Genomic DNA, 16813 nt, shown 5'->3' with positions numbered 1-16813 from the left:
GGCAAAAATAGAAAGGGAAGTTTTAAACTTCCCTTTTTTATTTCTTTTTCATTTTCATCGTCATCTTTGCCTTTTCGCCACCCCCGTAATTAAAAGTCTTGGCATTGCTTTCTTTCTTTTGGTGAAAGGCGCCACCACGGGAAAGATCTTCTTTATATTCCTCCTTGCTCGACTTTTTCTTCTTGTCAGTGATGGGATTATAAATTGCAAGATCCTCCGGCAATTCCAAAACATCCATTCTCTTACCAACGGCCTGTTCTATTTTTTTAACCATGGGTAATTCCAGGTCAGTTGTGAAAGTCAACACGACCGATTCTTCATTTTCGTCGTTTTTAACAAGATGATTTAAGAATTCCTCCTTTTCATTCGGTAACTCAAATTGAAAAATGAATGGAACAGCGGAAAGGTCCACATCGTTTGTATTTTCCCGTGCAATAATCAGGACACGAGATTGACTATTTTCCTTGAAATCTTCCATAGTCTCATAGCCAAAATCATCGTAGAACAATGGATTGAGGATAGCAATTTCTTCTTTATTGCTACTGAATAAACTGCTGGCCAACTTTTGGGCAGTAAGCTTCGAGTTTACAAAGACAACTACTTTTTGAAATACTTCTTTATCCTGCAACAGAAGATTTAATAAATTGATCTTTGTTGTGAAATTAGGAACATGATATAATAATAGATCTAGGGTGTCGACGGTGTCATTCTCAAGTTCATCTATTTCGACCGAGGCACAATTTTCATTCATGAAATTGTCGATCATATCATAAAGTTTTTGGTGTTCAACAGTACTGAAAACCAAATGTTGTACTTTTCCGCAGCTTTCGGCCAATTCCCTTACTGTATTTTGCATTCCTTGTTTGATAATCTCTTCGGCATCATCGATAATTAATGTCTGAATACGGTTGAGATTCAAGGCCAATTTAAGATAAATAGCTCTTGCACGATTTGGAGTAGCTACGACGATGTCTTTTCCATCAACCAGTTCTTCTATTTCTTCCTCCATGCTGCCCGAAGCCCGCAATCCAATGATACGAAGACCTTTGTTTTTGCTTAACTGGTAGAATCTCTCAACAATCTCGTCGATACGTTCTTCATTAGGCGCCAAGATCAAAAACTTTGGAGCTTCATCTGTGGTGAATTTCAGCTTCATCAAGGTCGATAAGACATAAGTAGTGGTTTTACCAGCACCTTCGGGAGCAATGGCAATTACATCCTGTCCACCAAGAATTCTGGAAATGCATCTACTTTGAATTTCCTTTGGAGCCAGATAACCGAGTTCAGTCATCGTAGCAGTCAATCTTTTGCTAAGTTTTAGTTTCTCTAACGACACGTATCCTTTAATTTATGTAAGTTACAAAAATACAAATTTAGATCTTAGATCAGCTAATGTGCGCCCATTTTTGAAAATAGATTGATAATAATGACGCCAGCGACAATCAGTGTCATCCCAATAATAGCAGCGGTATCGGGAATTTGTTTAAATAAGAACATCCCAATTAATGTAATCGCTACAATGCCAACTCCCGACCAAATTGCGTAGGATATGCCGACGGGTAAGTATTTGAGGGTGATACTTAAAAAGTAAAAGGCGATGATATAACCGACGATACAGATCATAGTCGGTTTTACAAGGGTAAAGCCTTCGGACTTTTTGAGGAAAGTGGTTGCTAGGATCTCAGCAGCTATGGCAAGAAAAAGATATATATACTTCATTGTTATAAAGGTACAATTTTTTGCTGGGCAAGGTGCAGTTAATTAAGACAATAACTGGGGCTCTTTAACTTCTATTTGGGATAATTAATTGCGTATAAAGGTAAATTTATCTAAGTTTGGCCTATTCACATAGCTAGAGCAATTATTTTTTTTATGGGGCATATTCGAAATTTTTGGAGATCGGTACTGATATTTTTTATCTTTTTATGCGTCTGTTGTACTGTTTTTGCCCAAGAACAACTGCAGGAGTTAAAAAAATCGTACTACAGTCTTCCTTTGGGGAGCAGGGAGCGTTTTTTGTTGACTGGAAAATATGCACAGGCTTTATATTTTAGTAATGAGAAGGCGCTGGCGAGTCAATTGCTGAATGATAATATTCAGCTGGCCAGAAATTACCCCGACAAACAATATTATGCCTATTTGAATTGTATTGCTGCCATGAATAGCTTTAACGATCATGCATTTGAAAAATCACGCTATTATTTGGAGCATGCTAAATCTGTGCTCCCTATAGTTAACGATAATGGCATCAAGGGCTATGTTCATTATTGTGATGGATGGGTTATGACACGCCAGAATAAGGAGGATGAGGCTGTTTCACAGTTCCATAAAGCAATTTCATTTTTGGAAAAGGCACCACAGACTGAAGCAAATATTGCCCGAAAATTGGCGGTTTACAAGGAGCTTACAGCTATCTATGCGAATCAGCGAAATTATGATTTCCAGGAGAAGTATACATCACTTTTGTTGGAAACAGCTAAAGAAGGGAAAAATATCAATAGTTTATTTGACGCCTATATGCAAGCAGGTTACTTATTTGAAGAGGAGTATAGATCAAATAATGCAGACCGCAATTTGTTGAGGAAAGCTGAGCAGCATTACCTTGACGCATATAATTTGGTTAAAGATCATGAGAAGAATATGGTTAATCCGACTGATCTAGCGTATGTTTCTGTTAACCTGGCGAATCTGTATCATGAGTTTTATCCTGATAATGGCAGTAAAAAAGCGATATCATATGCAAAGCAGGCTTTAGAGATCGCCGCGGAAACAGGCCAATATGCGATTACAATACCCGCTTATGGCGTCCTGGCTGATGAATCTTTTAAATTGGGACGTCGCGAAGAGGGTAAAAAATATTTACAGCAAGCACTGTATAATCTTCAACAGGAGCCTCATTATGACTACCAGGTCGGATTAAGCCTGTTTAGCAGATTGGCCGAAGTAAGTGTGGAAGAAGGAAAATATGAAGAAGCTTTCAACTATCAAAAAAGCTATATTGACGTCTTTGAAAAGGCATTTAATTCGGACAAACTGGATAAGACGAAGCAGCTGGAGCTGAAGTATGAGCGTGAACTGCAAAACCAAAAATTAATGCGGCTTCGACTGGAAGGAGAGAAAAAGGAACAGCAGATCAAGTTGATGAAAGCATTGAATGACAGGCAGCATCAGTTGGTTGAGAATTTGAAGTTAAATGAACTGAATCGAACCCAGCAACTTAAAGTATTACAGCTCGAACGCGATAAAAAGGAACAGGATCTGCAATTAAGCCGACTGGAAAATGAACAGCGCTTACAAGAGCTTGATGTCTCCAAAAAACAGATTGCTTTTAAATCACGGATGAATTCGATTTATATCTGGCTATTTATCAGTTGTTTGATCGTGATCATGTTACTATTTTATGCCTATTGGCAGCGTTCAAAGGCATTGAAGCAAAAGGAACATTTGCATGAACTTGAAATAGAAAAGAATAATCAGCAACATGCAATTAAAAATCTAACTGCGATGCTCGCAGGAGAGGAGAAAGAGCGTACCCGCCTTGCACGGGATTTACATGACGGCCTGGGTGGTTTATTGTCAAGCACCAAATTGGGCTTATCGTCTATCAGTAAAACTACCTTGGAACAGGAATCCGTAAAGGAAGGAATCGATAAAAGTATTGATTTGTTGGATGGTGCTGTCGATGAACTTCGTCGGCTCGCTCATAATCTTATGCCTGATTTAATTGTAAAATATGGATTGAAAGAGGCTTTGAGAGATTATGCGAGTCGGATGAGTCAGTCTAAATGTCAAGTTGAATGTGAATTTTTGCAATTCGAATCAAGTTTGAGCACTGAACAGGAGATCTCTTTATACAGAATTATCCAAGAATTGGTCAATAATGCCTTAAAGCATGCCGATGCTTCAACTATTTTAATACAACTTTCTGCACATAAAGAACGTTTACATATCACTATTGAAGATGATGGCAAGGGTTTTGATATGGAAAGTATCGATTTGCAGCATTCTGCTGGAATGCACAATGTGAGATCAAGACTTTCATTTCTACAAGGAGAAATGAAGGTTCTCTCGGAAAACGGAGCGGGCACAACAATAGAATTGGAACTGCCCATGATTTAAATTTTTGAAAATGATTAAAATAGCAATTACAGACGATCATCCTTTGCTGCTTGAAGGATTGAAAAATATTATAAATGCCCACGAAGATTTTGAAGTTGTGGGAATGTATTCCAGTGCAAGTGAGTTATTCAACAATATTGCGGCTGATACACCTGCGGTATTGTTGTTGGATATTAATCTTCCTGATGCCAATGGAATAGACTTAGTTAAAGGCTTGAAAGAAACGAATACGGATTTGAAAATCATTGCATTTAGCGTTCACAATGAATTTGCGGTGATCAATAGTATTTTGAATGAGGGTGCCAATGCCTATTTGCAGAAAAATGCAAATGGCGATGAAATACTGGCCGCAATATCCACTGTTCTTGTCGGAAAACGATATATCTGTGCGAAAACTCAGGCTATCTTAAATAAAAAAGCAGAAATGGGCCTGAAACAGGTGCCAAAATTAACGCGTCGGGAAAAAGAAGTTCTTTCTTTTGTGGCCCGGGGAATGACGACCAATCAAATTGCGGATTCCCTGTTTATCAGTTCGCATACAGTGGAAAGCCACCGGAAAAACCTAATGGAAAAATTTCAGACCAAGAGTGTGACTGCAGCAGTAAAATCTGCCATAGAGTATGGATTGATCCGGGAAGCTTAGTTAAATCCCTCAATTCCCTGAATTCAGGGATAAAGAAATGGACTTGCATTTGATACTTTTGACATTGTTGATTTAAAAAGAAATTATAAAGGATTTCACCAGATGGATTTTCAAAAATTGACTATTCAATTGAGGTAACTGAGGATGATAAAAAAAATAATAATTTGGACGATAAGTGTCATTATATTTTCGGCAGTAGTTGCTTGGGGATGGTATATAGTTCGGCAGCAGCAGTCTTACAAATCATTGGTCCATAAAAAAAGCAAGTCTTTATTGACCGTATCATTGGACGATATTCTGTTGAACCAATTTTTCGATAAATGGCAGACAGCACAGAAAGAAGGACAGGATTTTGGTAAAAAATTAAGTAAACTCAGAGACAACGGGATTGATATCAAAGCGAATGTATTCCTTTTTGCTTTGGAAGACCATCCAAAAAACTTTTATGCTTTTTTCCAGCTGAAAGATAGGCAACAATTTTTACAGTTTTTAAAGGAGGCAATACAGGTTGATACTATGGAGACAAATCTTGCTCCGGGTGTGAGTTATGCCTATCATCAAAAGAATAACATTGCATTTGCCTGGAAAGGGGACGACTTGTTGATAAGCTTGGGCTTTGATCTTGATAGAAAGAAGAATGAGATGATTCAGCTCATTCAGTCAAAAGACAATTGGGTGACCATAGAACAATTTATCAGTCATCCAAGTACACTGACACGTAAATCATTGCGCTATAGTGATGTTTCTACGCCAAATTTTATCGAACTTGAATTGAAAGGAGATCGCGTCGATGTTACGGGTGAATTTTTCTCAAAAGACTGGAACTTTCCAAAGGATTATCTTGTTCGTGAACTTGTATCCGCAAATTACATTGGGAAAGGCTGGACCAACATCCCGAATATCCAGCTGAAAAATAAGTTAAAACAAGTGCTTCAGGAATTTCCTATTGCTGCTGATTCTCTGATGTCACATTTGGATGGAAATTATGTGGACATTGAGATTTTGAAAAATAAAGTTGTTCAAACTGATACCATCATTAATTATGCTGTTGATGAGAATTTCGAAACGGTGGAAGAGAAGACTCCTTATGAAACGAAAGTTCCCGATGTTAGAATAGCTATGCGTGGTGATCACTACCTTTCCAACTTCCTTCCAAATAAACTATTCTATCAATGGTTTCAAAAGCGGGATAATGAATTCAGTATTTTATCAACATCGAAGGATATGGATAAAATTCAGCCAAAATACAATAAGACTGTAGAGCTGTCTAATGTGGCACTCCGTTTGGCGGATTGGCCCGATGAAGTGAAGATATCGCCTATTCTATTATTAAAGGCTCTCGCTTCGGATATTAATCTCAGTCTGAAGGTGGCTGGACATGATCATTTGGTTCTCCAGGGAACGATTGAGGACTATTCACATTAAAACGCTCTAAAAACAAACTTTCTTCCCTTGTAAACGGTTTGTTCTTGTGTATAACAAAGCACAGGAATATGGATATAAGAACAAAAAGTAGAAATAAGTTAAAAACATATTGGCGAATTTTGAAGAGCACTGTCTCAGGATTTCTAAATGAGGATTCGATGAAGTACAGCGCATCATTATCTTATTATACTGTTTTCTCGATTGGTCCGATATTAGTTTTAATGATTGCACTGGCAGGAATTTTTTATGGAGAAGACGCTATTGAGGGAAAGGTGTTTATGGAACTGCGCGGTTTTGTGGGAAATAGTGCTGCTAAACAGATCCAGGAAGTTATTCAGAATTTACAGCTTTCCGGAAAATCAAATCTGGCTTTGCTTATCAGTGCGATTACGCTGATTTTAGGAGCGACGACAGTCTTTGGGGATATCCAAAATTCAATTAACAAGATTTGGCATGTACGTGCAAAGCCTAAAAAAGGGTGGCTAAAACTAATTCAGGATAGGCTGTTGTCGTCCTCATTGGTTATTGGTTTAGGGTTTTTGTTGGTCGTTACGCTCATAGTCAATGGTGTAATTTTAGCGGCGACAGATCAGCTACAGCGCTATTTTCCGGACATGACGGTGATGTTGATGGATGGGATTAACTTTACCTTATCCTTTGGGATTATATTTTTGTTATTTAGTGTGATATTTAAAGTGCTTCCGGATGTCAATATACATTGGCGGACCGTACGGGCCGGTGCTTTATTCACCTCAATTTTATTTGTACTGGGGCGGTATTTAATTGGAGTTTATCTGGAGCATTCAGCGACACAAGATACCTATGGTGCCGCAGGTTCATTTGTATTGATCCTGCTCTGGGTCTATTATACAGCTGCAATTTTATATTTTGGTGCAATTTATACCAGGGAATATGCTACAGTCATGGGCATTCCGATTGAACCTTCGCAATATGCTGTTCATGTCGAAACTCAGGAGATTGAAAGAAACGTAACCGAAATTCCTCCGGCTCCGCTGACACAGGAGGAACAGACGATAACGATAGACGAAGATCAGGGGCATCATTCCGATAAGTCGTAGAAACTGAATTTACACAATTATTAATCCTTAATTCTGTAAATTTGGTCAGAGGATCAAACTATTATGATGAGCAAATTGCAGTTATTACGGGAGAAGCATAATCTGACTCAGGAAGATGTCGCACAAAGATCGGGCATTTCTGTTAGAACGATTCAACGGATTGAAGCAGGGCAGGCACCCAAAGGTTATACGCTTCGTGCTTTGGCCCAGGCGTTAGACGTTGATGAGTCGGAGCTTTCTTCTCCTGGCACAGGCGTGGAATCGGAAAACTTGCTGTGGGTTAAGATCATCAACCTTTCCTCTTTGCCGTTTTCTATCCTGCCACCATTAAATGTTTTGGTTCCAATTGCGATTATGCTATTAAAAAAACAGAATTCTCACAAGATTCGCCAGCTTATTTCTATTCAGATTTTATCCACATTAATTGCTGTTATATTGTTGCTTGCGGTATTTATCCTCAATGATTGGTTGGGTGTTGAAAGTAATGTGAAATTATTGATTCCACTATTTTGGATTCTTGCAAATGTGATTGTTATACTACGCAATGCCATCGCATTAAATAAAGATGTAAATAAACGTATTTTGCCGGATGTTAGTATTCTGTAGGCGTCTTCAAGCAATTGTCGGGTACCTGTCGGGACATTGTCAGGTAATAGACTAGCCTTCTTCTTTTGCGATTTGTTTTCTTTGATTTTGACAAAAAAGCAAAATTATGAAAGCAATAAACTATCAAAAAATCCAGGGCGATGTAGCCCGCCTAACTCTTGTTATTATTTTTATTTTTTCAGCCGCATGGAACAGCTTCTCCCAAGTTAAAATCCCTCTCATTAGAGCCTCATCTGAGAAAGTAGTTATTAAAGATGGCGCCCATTGTCGCGTTGACTGGAAATTAGATCCTCTAACAAAACCAGATACTTATTTCGTCAATATTCCGTCAAAGAAGAGCACAGTTGTTTTCAAAACAGATCAGGAAGAATTGGCCGTTGCCACTGAACCGGGCAAATCTTATGATTTTGTGGTTCTATTGAATAACAGAGATACCTGTTATGTTCGCATAAGTGCTCAGCTGCCGCCAGATCTACCTTCAATGGATAGCACGCTTCAATATCCTATTCGAATACCTTTTAGGCTCATTGGTTCCCGAATTTTCCTGAATGGGTCAATTAACAAAAAAGAGGTAAGTATACAGTTTGATTTGGGCGCTGGAACCGGTGTTGTTAACAGGAATAGCTCAGAACGGCTAGATTTATCATTTTCTTCGTTTACTACGGTTTCAAATACAGAGGGGGTGAATAGCGAACGCACAAGTTTGGAAAATCAGTTGAACATCGGTTCGATTGATTGGAAAGGTGTTTCGTTAACAGAAGTTGGTAATATGAAGCCTTTTGAAGATCTTATTATTGGTAACAGTTTCTTTCGAAACCACATTATTGAAATCGATTATGACAAAATGGAACTGGTAATTCATAACGATCTCCCCGCTAAAGCAAAAGAGTATACAAAACTTCCGGTATTCTATGAGCAGAACCGACCTAAGTTTGAAGCTGCTTTTAGACATAATAAACGGCAATATGATTTCTGGTTTCTTTTTGATACCGGACGTGATGGCACTATGCTTTTAGGGGAAGATTTTACAGGAAAAGGTAATATTTGGAGTGAGTTAATGCCACTGACAGTGATCAATAATCGTAAGATCATTCGTTTAGACGCTACGATTGCTGGTGTAGAATTTAGAGATATTGTGACTAACGCGGCTGATCCGACCAAACCTAACGGAAGATCGAGCTTGTTTGGCAATCAGATTCTCAACCATTTCAATGTAATTTTGGACAATAGAGCTGGATTTCTGTATCTAAAACCAAACGGAAGGACCAAGGAGCCCTATTCAAACTATGAAAGTTATTTAAATCAAATACCGCCATCCATCAAGAAGAACTAGAGATAGGACCGATGTGGTTGGTATTCGAGCAGAAAAACCACATCGGTTATTTACTATATGCTGGTATTTAAATTAAAAAATCGGTCCATTTTTGTTCTGATTTTCCTGAAGCTATTACCGTTTCTAGAAATTTCATGCCACGAACGCCATCAGCAACAGTTGGAAAGTCCGCATCTTCTTCCGTCGGCTCTATGCCTTGCATGGTGGCCAAAAGAGAGACCGCAAAATTTCTATAGATATTTGCAAAAGCCTCAATATAGCCTTCTGGGTGACCGGCAGGCAAACGAATATTGTGTTTTGCACTTGAAGAAAGATATTGTTGACCTGCCCGAAATATTTGCGTTGGTGCATCGAGCTGTTTAAATAAGAGTGTGTTAGCATCCTGTTGGTTCCATTCCAATCCCCCATGTTCACCATATATTCTAATTTTTAGCGCATTCTCTTCTCCCGCAGCGACCTGAGAGGCCGATAGTACGCCGGTAGCACCATTTTCAAAGCCAAGTAATATATTACCGTCATCTTCAAGTTTTCTTCCTGCTACGAAGGTTTGAAGATCGGCACACATTTTAGTGATTTTCAAGCCTGAAATATATTCTGCCAAATGTGCTGCGTGTGTTCCGATGTCACCCATGCAACCACTTTTTCCACTCTTTTCGGGATCTGTCCGCCAAAAGGCTAGTGAAAGTCCATTTTCGATCATTTTACTCAGCCAGCCTTGAGGATACTCGACCATAATTTTTCTAATAGTACCTAATTGGCTGTTTCTAACAAGCTGACGGGCTTGCTTTACCATTGGATAAGCAGAGTAGGTATAAGTAACGCAGAGCATCAATCCCGTTTCTTCTACCTTTTTCTGTAGCAGCAGCGCCTGTTCCAGCGTAAAAGTCATAGGTTTTTCCAGCACAACATGAAAACCATATTCCAGAGCCATCATTGCAGGTTCGAAATGAGCGAAATTGGGTGTGACAATGCTGACGAAATTCATGCGGTCATCTGGAGAAAGTTCACTTTCCCGCACAATCATTTCCCGGTAACTAACATAAACCCTTTCTTTTGGAAGTCCCAGAAGTTCACCGGATTCTTTTGCAACAAGAGGGTCAGAACTCAATGCGCCGCAACATAATTCAATGTGGCCATCGATTCCTGCGGCCATGCGATGTACCGCACCTATAAAGGCATTTTTCCCCCCGCCAATCATTCCCATTTTTAGTTTCATATTGCTCATAAAGTTAAATTTATAATGACGGTATCATTGTTTACAGACCCAATAGTTTGCGATTAAGACTGTCATTTGTTTCGACAGCAGCAAAATTATCGAATGCTTTATCGGTAACACGAATAATATAGTCTTTTATATGCAAAGCGCCTTCCCGTGCACCGTCCTCGGAATTTTTGAACGCACATTCCCATTCCAGTACTGCCCAGCCTTGAAAGTCATATTGCGTGAGTTTGGTAAATATAGATTTAAAATCAACCTGTCCGTCGCCAATTGATCTGAATCGTCCAGCTCTTGATTGCCAGCTCTGAAAGCCACCATAGACGCCCTGGCGGCCAGAAGGAGTAAACTCAGCATCTTTGACATGAAACATTTTAATTCGCTCGTGATAGATATCGATGAACTGAAGGTAGTCAAGACATTGAAGGACAAAGTGGGAGGGATCATAGAGAATGTTTGCACGTTTGTGGTAATTTACATTCGCTAAAAATAGATCGAAAGTGACACCATCATGGAGATCCTCGCCAGGGTGTAATTCATAACAGAGGTCGACATCGTACACTTCACATTCATCAAGAATGGGTAGCCATAATTTTGCAAGTTCGGCAAATCCGGTTTCAATCAGATTAGCAGGTCTTTGCGGCCAAGGGTATATAAATGGCCATAGAAAGGCTCCACTAAAGGTGGCCAGTGCTTTAAGCCCGAGATTGTGGGAAGCTTGTACGGCATATTTTAATTGCTGGATCGCCCACTGTTGTCGTGCTTGAGGATTACCATGTAAATGCTGTGGCGCAAAAGCATCAAATAGATCATCGAAACTTGGATTTACGGCTACTAATTGCCCTTGTAGATGAGTTGAAAGCTCGGTGATTTCCAATCCAAAAGACTGAACTTTAGCTTTTAGATCAAGTGCATAGCTTTTATCGAGTGCTGCTTTTTCTAGATCGATAAAACGGGCATCCAAGGTTGGAAGTTGTATACCCTTATAGCCAAGTGCAGCAGCCCACTGGCAGATAGAGTCCAAGGAGTTAAATGGAGCTTCATCGCCAATAAACTGTGCGAGGAAGATGGCAGGACCTTTAATTGTTGTCATATGTATTGCGTTTAGAAAAAGACTATGTTCTGTACAAAACAGCTCAACATTCCAATTCGTTTGAAGAAATGGCTCCGTCTGTCGTTTATACTATTATAATTTGGTTATCCAAGCTACCTGCTTGTTTAATACAATATTACAAAAATTTGCAACCGGTTGCAATAAAATCAAAAAAAAACCTTAAACTTGTTTAGATGATCGATTTTTACGCTTTCCAAAATATAAGAATAGGTCGTCTAAACAAGGTAAAACTGTCAGGCATCTTTGTGGCGCTTGATCGTAGAGGAGACTTGATTTGAACCGGAAAATTTTCCCTCGAGTAATAACCAAATAAACCAATTATAAATAAATGGCAAATAACGTTTATGATGCAATTGTCATCGGGTCTGGGATCACAGGTGGCTGGGCAGCCAAGGAACTAACAGAGCGTGGACTTAAAACCATTATGTTAGAAAGAGGACGCAATATTGAGCATATCAAAGATTACCCATCGCCAAACAAAGATCCATGGGATTTTCCGCATCGGGGTCGGGTGCCCTTGGACCGTGCTCAGCACTACTTACCTTTTGGAATTAAAAATCAATGGATGAACGAAGGGAACATCGACTTTTGGACCAATGAGACAGAAAGTCCATATAAGGAAATAAAACCTTTCAATTGGTTCCGGGGCTATCACGTTGGCGGGCGTTCGCTTATGTGGGGACGACAGAGTTATCGTTGGTCGGATGTTGATTTTGAAGCGAATAGCAAAGATGGGCATGGCATTGATTGGCCCGTACGCTATAAAGATATAGCACCTTGGTATAGTCACGTTGAAAAATTTGCCGGTATTTCGGGTAATAGAGACGGTATACCGGTGCTGCCTGATGGCGAATTTATGCCGCCAATGGACATGAATATTGTCGAAAAAGATCTTGCTGCGCGCTTGAAATCGCATTATCAGGGAAAACGACACTTTATAATTGGCCGGGTCGCCAACATTACAGTGCCCCACCATGGTCGTGTTAATTGCCAATACCAAAACAAATGTTGGCTGGGTTGCAATTTCGGCGCTTACTTTAGTACACAGTCTGCAACGTTGCCCGCAGCAATGAAGACAGGGAAACTTACCCTACGACCATTTTCAATTGTAAAGAGTATTATTTACGATCGGGATACGCAGAAAGCTAAAGGAGTAGAAATTGTAGATGCGGAGACGAATCAAACCTATGAGTATTTTGCTAAAATTGTCTTCGTATGTGCTTCGACTTTAAATTCCACCTGGGTATTAATGAATTCAGCTACCGATGTATGGGAAGGTGGGCTCGGGAGCAGTAGTGGTGAACTGGGACATAATCTGATGGATCACATGTTAAATAGTGGGGCTGGGGGAAGAGTAGAAGGATTTGAGGATAAATATATTTTTGGACGACGGGCCAATGGATTATATGTACCCCGATTTGCTAATCTTACCGGCGATACCAAGAAGAGAGATTACATACGTGGTTTTGGCTACCAGGGCGGAGCTTCAAGGGGACAATGGTCTGGTAAGGTCGATAATAAGAGCGTGGGCGGGGCTTGGAAAGATGCGATTGCTGAGCCCGGAAGCTGGGGTGTAGGTTTTACTTCATTTGGCGAAATACTTCCATATCACGAAAATAAAGTCCTATTGGATTCATCTGTAAAAGATAAGTGGGGGCTTCCTGTATTGGCCATAGATGCAGAGATTAAGGATAATGAGCGGAAAATACGGGTTGATGCAAGCAACGAAATGAAGGAAATGTTGGAATCTATCGGGGTCAAAGACGTAACAACCTACGACAACGGGTTTAGTATGGGGCAGGGAATTCATGAAATGGGAACAGCGCGAATGGGTAATGATCCGAAAACCTCAGTATTAAACAAGTTTAACCAAGTATGGGATGCTAAAAATGTTTTTGTGACAGATGGGGCCTTTATGACGTCTTCTTCCTGTGTGAATCCATCGCTTACCTATATGGCATTTACTGCAAGGGCAGTAGATTTTGCTGTAAATGAATTAAAAAAAGGGAATCTTTAATATTTTATGATGCAATAGTTATGAATAGACGAGAAGCAATACAACGTGTAGCCATGCTCATGGGAGGAACAGTTATTGGCGCTTCGTTATTTTTGGAAGGATGCCAACGGTCTGCTTCGAAAGACATAGAAATGCTTTTTGATTCAAAATCAATAGACTTTCTGGGAGATCTCGCTGAGGCCATTCTTCCTAAAACCACTACTCCGGGGGCGAAAGAAGCTGGTGTAGGTTCTGAGATTCCCGTTCTGGTGCGAGACTGCTATAAACCTGAAGAACAGCAGGTCTTTTTGACCGGAACAGCCGGAATTGACGAACGTGCCAAGAAAGAATTTGGGCGTAATTTTCAGCAACTCGAAAAGAACGACCAAACTGCCTTTGTTGATATTTTGGACAAGGAAGCGCAGGATTATGATGAAAAGAAAAGAGCAGGCGAATTGCCTCATTTTTTTACGATGTTTAAGCAGCTTACCCTTCTTACGTTTTTTAACTCAAAATTGGGTGCCACGGAAGTGTTCCGTTATGTGAAAATCCCAGGAAAATATGATGGCGATTTCCCATATCAAAAGGGGGATCATGCCTGGGCAACATAGCTAACAAATCGTATAAATCTGATATTGACCCCCTTGCCCTTAATTGGCAGCGGGGTCAATTAAAGAGGTTGTCAAGCCCATGAACTTTAACAGATTTTTGCTATCAAAAAGTAAGGTGGTAAAATGTGTTCCCGTTTTCATCGTTAGTCTGGTACCTTCAGGAAAAGAGCTCCCAGCATCAAGTTTTTCTCTTTTTACATCGTGACGACTGAATTTTGATAGCGCCTCGTTGAGCGTTGTTTTATTGATTGCTAGATCGAAGGGCAATCCTTCAACAACCAGGAACTTGTCTTCCGGAATATCAAAAAAGATCTCATTAACGGATTTATCAGCTTGGTAATTGCTGTAGAGTTCTAAACCGGATTTAGTGATCCATTTCGCATACTTTTCGTCATTGGCATCTTCATAGAAGATCGTTTTTACGTTCAAGGCTTGAGCAATTTTATCCACTGTCTGTGGAAAGATAAATTCTCGGTTTTTATTTAACAGCGATTTTAACGCTGCATTCTGCTGCGCAAAGGTCGTCACCGCAAATAGGAAAAGGAAAATAGTTAGGGTAAACGCTTTTATCTTCATCATGATTTTGAGATATGTATGTCAGTACTTGTTCAATGAGATTAAAATTAATTAAACGAATAAAAATATACAATAGTATTATATACTTGTTTTAATGGTTTACTTAGCGACCACCTAAAGAGGTTTGATCAAATAAGCAATTTCTAAAATCGATCTAATTTAATCCCAAAAGTGAATAGAGTAGTTCTTTTTTATTGCTTGCTATAGGAATGATTTTCCCATTTGAAAGCTGAACGATATTTCCATTTAGTGACTGTATACGGTCGGTGTTGACGATGAAGGCCCTGTGAATTCGAAAGAAATTGGAGTGATGTAAAATTTCTTCCATTGCTTTAAGAGTAGATAGTGTCTGACTTGTACCAGCATCAGTGACAATGTGCAAATAGTTTCCCTGAGCCTCCATATATATAATATCGCTAAGCATTATTTTAATAAATTTACTCTCGCTTTTTATAAAAATACGATCGTTTTTTATCGCTCTGGAAGTTAGCTTGTTAATGATATCCAGTTGTTCTTTTACTCTATTTACAGCTTTTAAAAATCGTTCAAAACGGACGGGTTTAATGAGGTAATCTGCCGCACCTTTTTCAAATCCGTCAATGGCAAAATGACGATGCGCAGTAATAAAAATAAAATAGGGTTGCCGCTCTAGTGTTTCCAAAAGATCCAAGCCCGTTAGCCGGGGCATCTCAATATCGCTAAACACGAGATCGATTGAATTATTCTGCAGGTAAGTCATCGCTTCAACAGGTTTTCTAAATATCTTTTTGAGCTCCAGAAAAGGCACTTGGCTGACGAAATCTGTAATGAGTTCTATACCTAAGGGTTCGTCATCAATGACGATGCAACTGTATTTTTCAATCATGTTGTAATGCAATATTTAATGAAACTTTAAATTCACCTTGGCCGTCTGTGATTTGGAGATCACTCTTAGTTGGGTAAATTAGATGTAAACGCTTCTTTAAATTCTTAATTCCAATACCCCTGGATCGGGATGTTATTGTTTTATCTAAAATATCTCTGTCATTTTTAATTTCAAAAACAAATTGATCTTTGGTAATATTAATTGTCAGTATAACAAAGGATTCTTCCTCGTTTTTCAGACCATATTTAAATGCATTTTCAATAAGAGTAAAGGTTAGTAATGGAGCGATGGTCAAGTAATTAGCGTGTTCACGACCTTCTATCTGCAGGTTAATCTCATAAGATTTTGGGTACCGCATTTTTTCTAACGAGAAGTAGTTCTCGATAAAATCCAGTTCTTTTGTCAATGATACATATTCAGCATCCGAATCGTATAACGTATATCCCATAATTTCGGACAAATTTAATACAACCTCAGGTGCCGTATTATCTTTTTTTATAGCGAGACGATAAAGATTATTCAGTGTGTTGAATAGGAAATGTGGATTGAGCTGGGCTTTTAAAAAATCCTTCTCCACTTTGATATTTTCCAATGCTAATTTTGACCTCTGGTCCTGGATTCGAAGACGATCCTTATTTATTCTCCTGATATCAATTAATATTTTTGTAAAGAAAAATGGGGACAAGGAATAAATAACAGATAGGGCATTTAATATGACTGCTTTAAAGCTGAACACAGACCACAAGGTAGGTATGAAATTCTTTTCCTTGCCCATTAAGGGGTATAAATTTGATATGTCAAAACCATATCGATAGGCTAGTACATAAAATAAATTATTAATGAACAGCCAAATAAGAATACATATAGGGGCAGCTAAGAATGGTATTATCCATAATTTTGATCCCCTGGCGTAAGGGATGACCAAATAGAAAAAAAGATAAAATATAACAAGAGAAGAAACTAAAACACGGACTGATAGAAACAAGGATTGGTTGATCGAAATTCCGATCACATCATAGTAATTGCTAAATAGAAGTATGGTAAACATAAGCCACATGCCAAAATGCATTATGATGCGGACTTTTGATGTATAAAGGCTGTCGAAATCCTGCTTCTTAAAAAATGAATTTACTTTAGTGATAATTTGATCAGGTCTAATTTTTTTCATAAATCATTTGATATGTTGAGATAGCGGCTCATTGAGCCGCAAATATAAAAATAGTCGAGCAT

15 protein-coding genes are annotated in these 16813 nt (G+C 39.0%); 8 read left to right on the top strand and 7 right to left on the bottom strand.

What is annotated here, in order from left to right:
* Window positions 1-37: 37 nt before the first annotated feature.
* Both AB1Z56_RS08250 and AB1Z56_RS08245 read right to left on the bottom strand, forming a co-directional pair.
* Complete coding sequence (locus tag AB1Z56_RS08250; protein WP_426791673.1) at window positions 38-1336, bottom strand: DEAD/DEAH box helicase; 1299 nt, start codon at window positions 1334-1336, stop codon at window positions 38-40.
* A 53-nt stretch (window positions 1337-1389) separates the two neighbouring features.
* Window positions 1390-1719 carry a DMT family transporter gene (locus tag AB1Z56_RS08245; RefSeq protein ID WP_313265551.1) on the bottom strand — a complete coding sequence of 110 codons (330 nt, stop codon included), beginning with the start codon at window positions 1717-1719 and terminating at the stop codon, window positions 1390-1392.
* A gap of 153 nt (window positions 1720-1872) precedes the next feature.
* Here AB1Z56_RS08245 and AB1Z56_RS08240 point away from each other — a divergent pair, with 153 nt between their 5' ends.
* The 6 genes from AB1Z56_RS08240 to AB1Z56_RS08215 all read left to right on the top strand — a co-directional run bounded on the left by AB1Z56_RS08240 (window position 1873) and on the right by AB1Z56_RS08215 (window position 9205).
* On the top strand, window positions 1873-4119 hold the full coding sequence (locus tag AB1Z56_RS08240; protein ID WP_426791672.1) for an ATP-binding protein: 2247 nt from the start codon (window positions 1873-1875) through the stop codon (window positions 4117-4119).
* A 10-nt stretch (window positions 4120-4129) separates the two neighbouring features.
* Window positions 4130-4762: a response regulator transcription factor gene (locus AB1Z56_RS08235; RefSeq protein WP_309366896.1), complete on the top strand. Its 633-nt coding sequence runs from the start codon at window positions 4130-4132 to the stop codon at window positions 4760-4762.
* Between the two features lie 144 nt (window positions 4763-4906).
* Window positions 4907-6187 carry a hypothetical protein gene (locus tag AB1Z56_RS08230; RefSeq protein WP_309366897.1) on the top strand — a complete coding sequence of 427 codons (1281 nt, stop codon included), beginning with the start codon at window positions 4907-4909 and terminating at the stop codon, window positions 6185-6187.
* 68 nt (window positions 6188-6255) lie between these two features.
* The gene (locus AB1Z56_RS08225) at window positions 6256-7266 is read left to right on the top strand and encodes a YihY/virulence factor BrkB family protein (protein WP_309366898.1); all 1011 of its coding nucleotides are present in this window, start codon (window positions 6256-6258) and stop codon (window positions 7264-7266) included.
* Between the two features lie 63 nt (window positions 7267-7329).
* A complete protein-coding gene (locus AB1Z56_RS08220) occupies window positions 7330-7872 on the top strand; it encodes a helix-turn-helix domain-containing protein (RefSeq protein ID WP_309366899.1) in 543 nt (180 codons plus the stop codon).
* A gap of 106 nt (window positions 7873-7978) precedes the next feature.
* Entirely contained in the window at window positions 7979-9205 is a 1227-nt protein-coding gene (locus AB1Z56_RS08215; protein WP_426791671.1) for a hypothetical protein, read from the top strand.
* 67 nt (window positions 9206-9272) lie between these two features.
* Here AB1Z56_RS08215 and AB1Z56_RS08210 read toward each other — a convergent pair whose 3' ends face one another.
* Together AB1Z56_RS08210 and AB1Z56_RS08205 are read right to left on the bottom strand one after the other, a co-directional pair.
* On the bottom strand, window positions 9273-10430 hold the full coding sequence (locus tag AB1Z56_RS08210) for a Gfo/Idh/MocA family protein (RefSeq protein WP_426791670.1): 1158 nt from the start codon (window positions 10428-10430) through the stop codon (window positions 9273-9275).
* Window positions 10431-10461: 31 nt separating this feature from the next.
* Window positions 10462-11514: a sugar phosphate isomerase/epimerase family protein gene (locus AB1Z56_RS08205; protein WP_293908072.1), complete on the bottom strand. Its 1053-nt coding sequence runs from the start codon at window positions 11512-11514 to the stop codon at window positions 10462-10464.
* Between the two features lie 349 nt (window positions 11515-11863).
* Between AB1Z56_RS08205 and AB1Z56_RS08200 the strand changes: the two genes are divergently transcribed.
* Together AB1Z56_RS08200 and AB1Z56_RS08195 are read left to right on the top strand one after the other, a co-directional pair.
* Window positions 11864-13552: a GMC oxidoreductase gene (locus AB1Z56_RS08200; RefSeq protein WP_426791669.1), complete on the top strand. Its 1689-nt coding sequence runs from the start codon at window positions 11864-11866 to the stop codon at window positions 13550-13552.
* 20 nt (window positions 13553-13572) lie between these two features.
* On the top strand, window positions 13573-14142 hold the full coding sequence (locus AB1Z56_RS08195; protein WP_426791668.1) for a gluconate 2-dehydrogenase subunit 3 family protein: 570 nt from the start codon (window positions 13573-13575) through the stop codon (window positions 14140-14142).
* Window positions 14143-14181: 39 nt separating this feature from the next.
* Here the strand turns inward: AB1Z56_RS08195 and AB1Z56_RS08190 are convergent, their stop codons facing one another.
* The 3 genes from AB1Z56_RS08190 to AB1Z56_RS08180 all read right to left on the bottom strand — a co-directional run bounded on the left by AB1Z56_RS08190 (window position 14182) and on the right by AB1Z56_RS08180 (window position 16751).
* The gene (locus tag AB1Z56_RS08190; protein WP_313265566.1) at window positions 14182-14721 is read right to left on the bottom strand and encodes a hypothetical protein; all 540 of its coding nucleotides are present in this window, start codon (window positions 14719-14721) and stop codon (window positions 14182-14184) included.
* Window positions 14722-14872: 151 nt separating this feature from the next.
* Window positions 14873-15583 carry a LytR/AlgR family response regulator transcription factor gene (locus tag AB1Z56_RS08185; protein WP_426791667.1) on the bottom strand — a complete coding sequence of 237 codons (711 nt, stop codon included), beginning with the start codon at window positions 15581-15583 and terminating at the stop codon, window positions 14873-14875.
* Entirely contained in the window at window positions 15576-16751 is a 1176-nt protein-coding gene (locus tag AB1Z56_RS08180; RefSeq protein WP_426791666.1) for a sensor histidine kinase, read from the bottom strand. Before AB1Z56_RS08180 ends, AB1Z56_RS08185 begins: the two co-directional genes overlap by 8 nt.
* Window positions 16752-16813 lie beyond the last annotated feature (62 nt).

The sequence above is a fragment of the Sphingobacterium sp. WOUb80 genome (assembly GCF_050058145.1).
GTDB lineage: Bacteria > Bacteroidota > Bacteroidia > Sphingobacteriales > Sphingobacteriaceae > Sphingobacterium.
Note: the sequence above shows the minus strand (reverse complement) of the source record. Positions and strands in the feature narration are given on the sequence as shown.

Coding starts and splice junctions, on each gene's coding strand:
- AB1Z56_RS08215 (WP_426791671.1), top strand. CDS start 7,979: ATGAAAGCAATAAACTATCAAAAAATCCAGGGCGATGTAGCCCGCCTA.
- AB1Z56_RS08180 (WP_426791666.1), bottom strand. CDS start 16,751: ATGAAAAAAATTAGACCTGATCAAATTATCACTAAAGTAAATTCATTT.
- AB1Z56_RS08190 (WP_313265566.1), bottom strand. CDS start 14,721: ATGATGAAGATAAAAGCGTTTACCCTAACTATTTTCCTTTTCCTATTT.
- AB1Z56_RS08245 (WP_313265551.1), bottom strand. CDS start 1,719: ATGAAGTATATATATCTTTTTCTTGCCATAGCTGCTGAGATCCTAGCA.
- AB1Z56_RS08220 (WP_309366899.1), top strand. CDS start 7,330: ATGATGAGCAAATTGCAGTTATTACGGGAGAAGCATAATCTGACTCAG.
- AB1Z56_RS08230 (WP_309366897.1), top strand. CDS start 4,907: ATGATAAAAAAAATAATAATTTGGACGATAAGTGTCATTATATTTTCG.
- AB1Z56_RS08185 (WP_426791667.1), bottom strand. CDS start 15,583: ATGATTGAAAAATACAGTTGCATCGTCATTGATGACGAACCCTTAGGT.
- AB1Z56_RS08240 (WP_426791672.1), top strand. CDS start 1,873: ATGGGGCATATTCGAAATTTTTGGAGATCGGTACTGATATTTTTTATC.
- AB1Z56_RS08225 (WP_309366898.1), top strand. CDS start 6,256: ATGGATATAAGAACAAAAAGTAGAAATAAGTTAAAAACATATTGGCGA.
- AB1Z56_RS08205 (WP_293908072.1), bottom strand. CDS start 11,514: ATGACAACAATTAAAGGTCCTGCCATCTTCCTCGCACAGTTTATTGGC.
- AB1Z56_RS08195 (WP_426791668.1), top strand. CDS start 13,573: ATGAATAGACGAGAAGCAATACAACGTGTAGCCATGCTCATGGGAGGA.
- AB1Z56_RS08200 (WP_426791669.1), top strand. CDS start 11,864: ATGGCAAATAACGTTTATGATGCAATTGTCATCGGGTCTGGGATCACA.
- AB1Z56_RS08235 (WP_309366896.1), top strand. CDS start 4,130: ATGATTAAAATAGCAATTACAGACGATCATCCTTTGCTGCTTGAAGGA.
- AB1Z56_RS08210 (WP_426791670.1), bottom strand. CDS start 10,430: ATGAGCAATATGAAACTAAAAATGGGAATGATTGGCGGGGGGAAAAAT.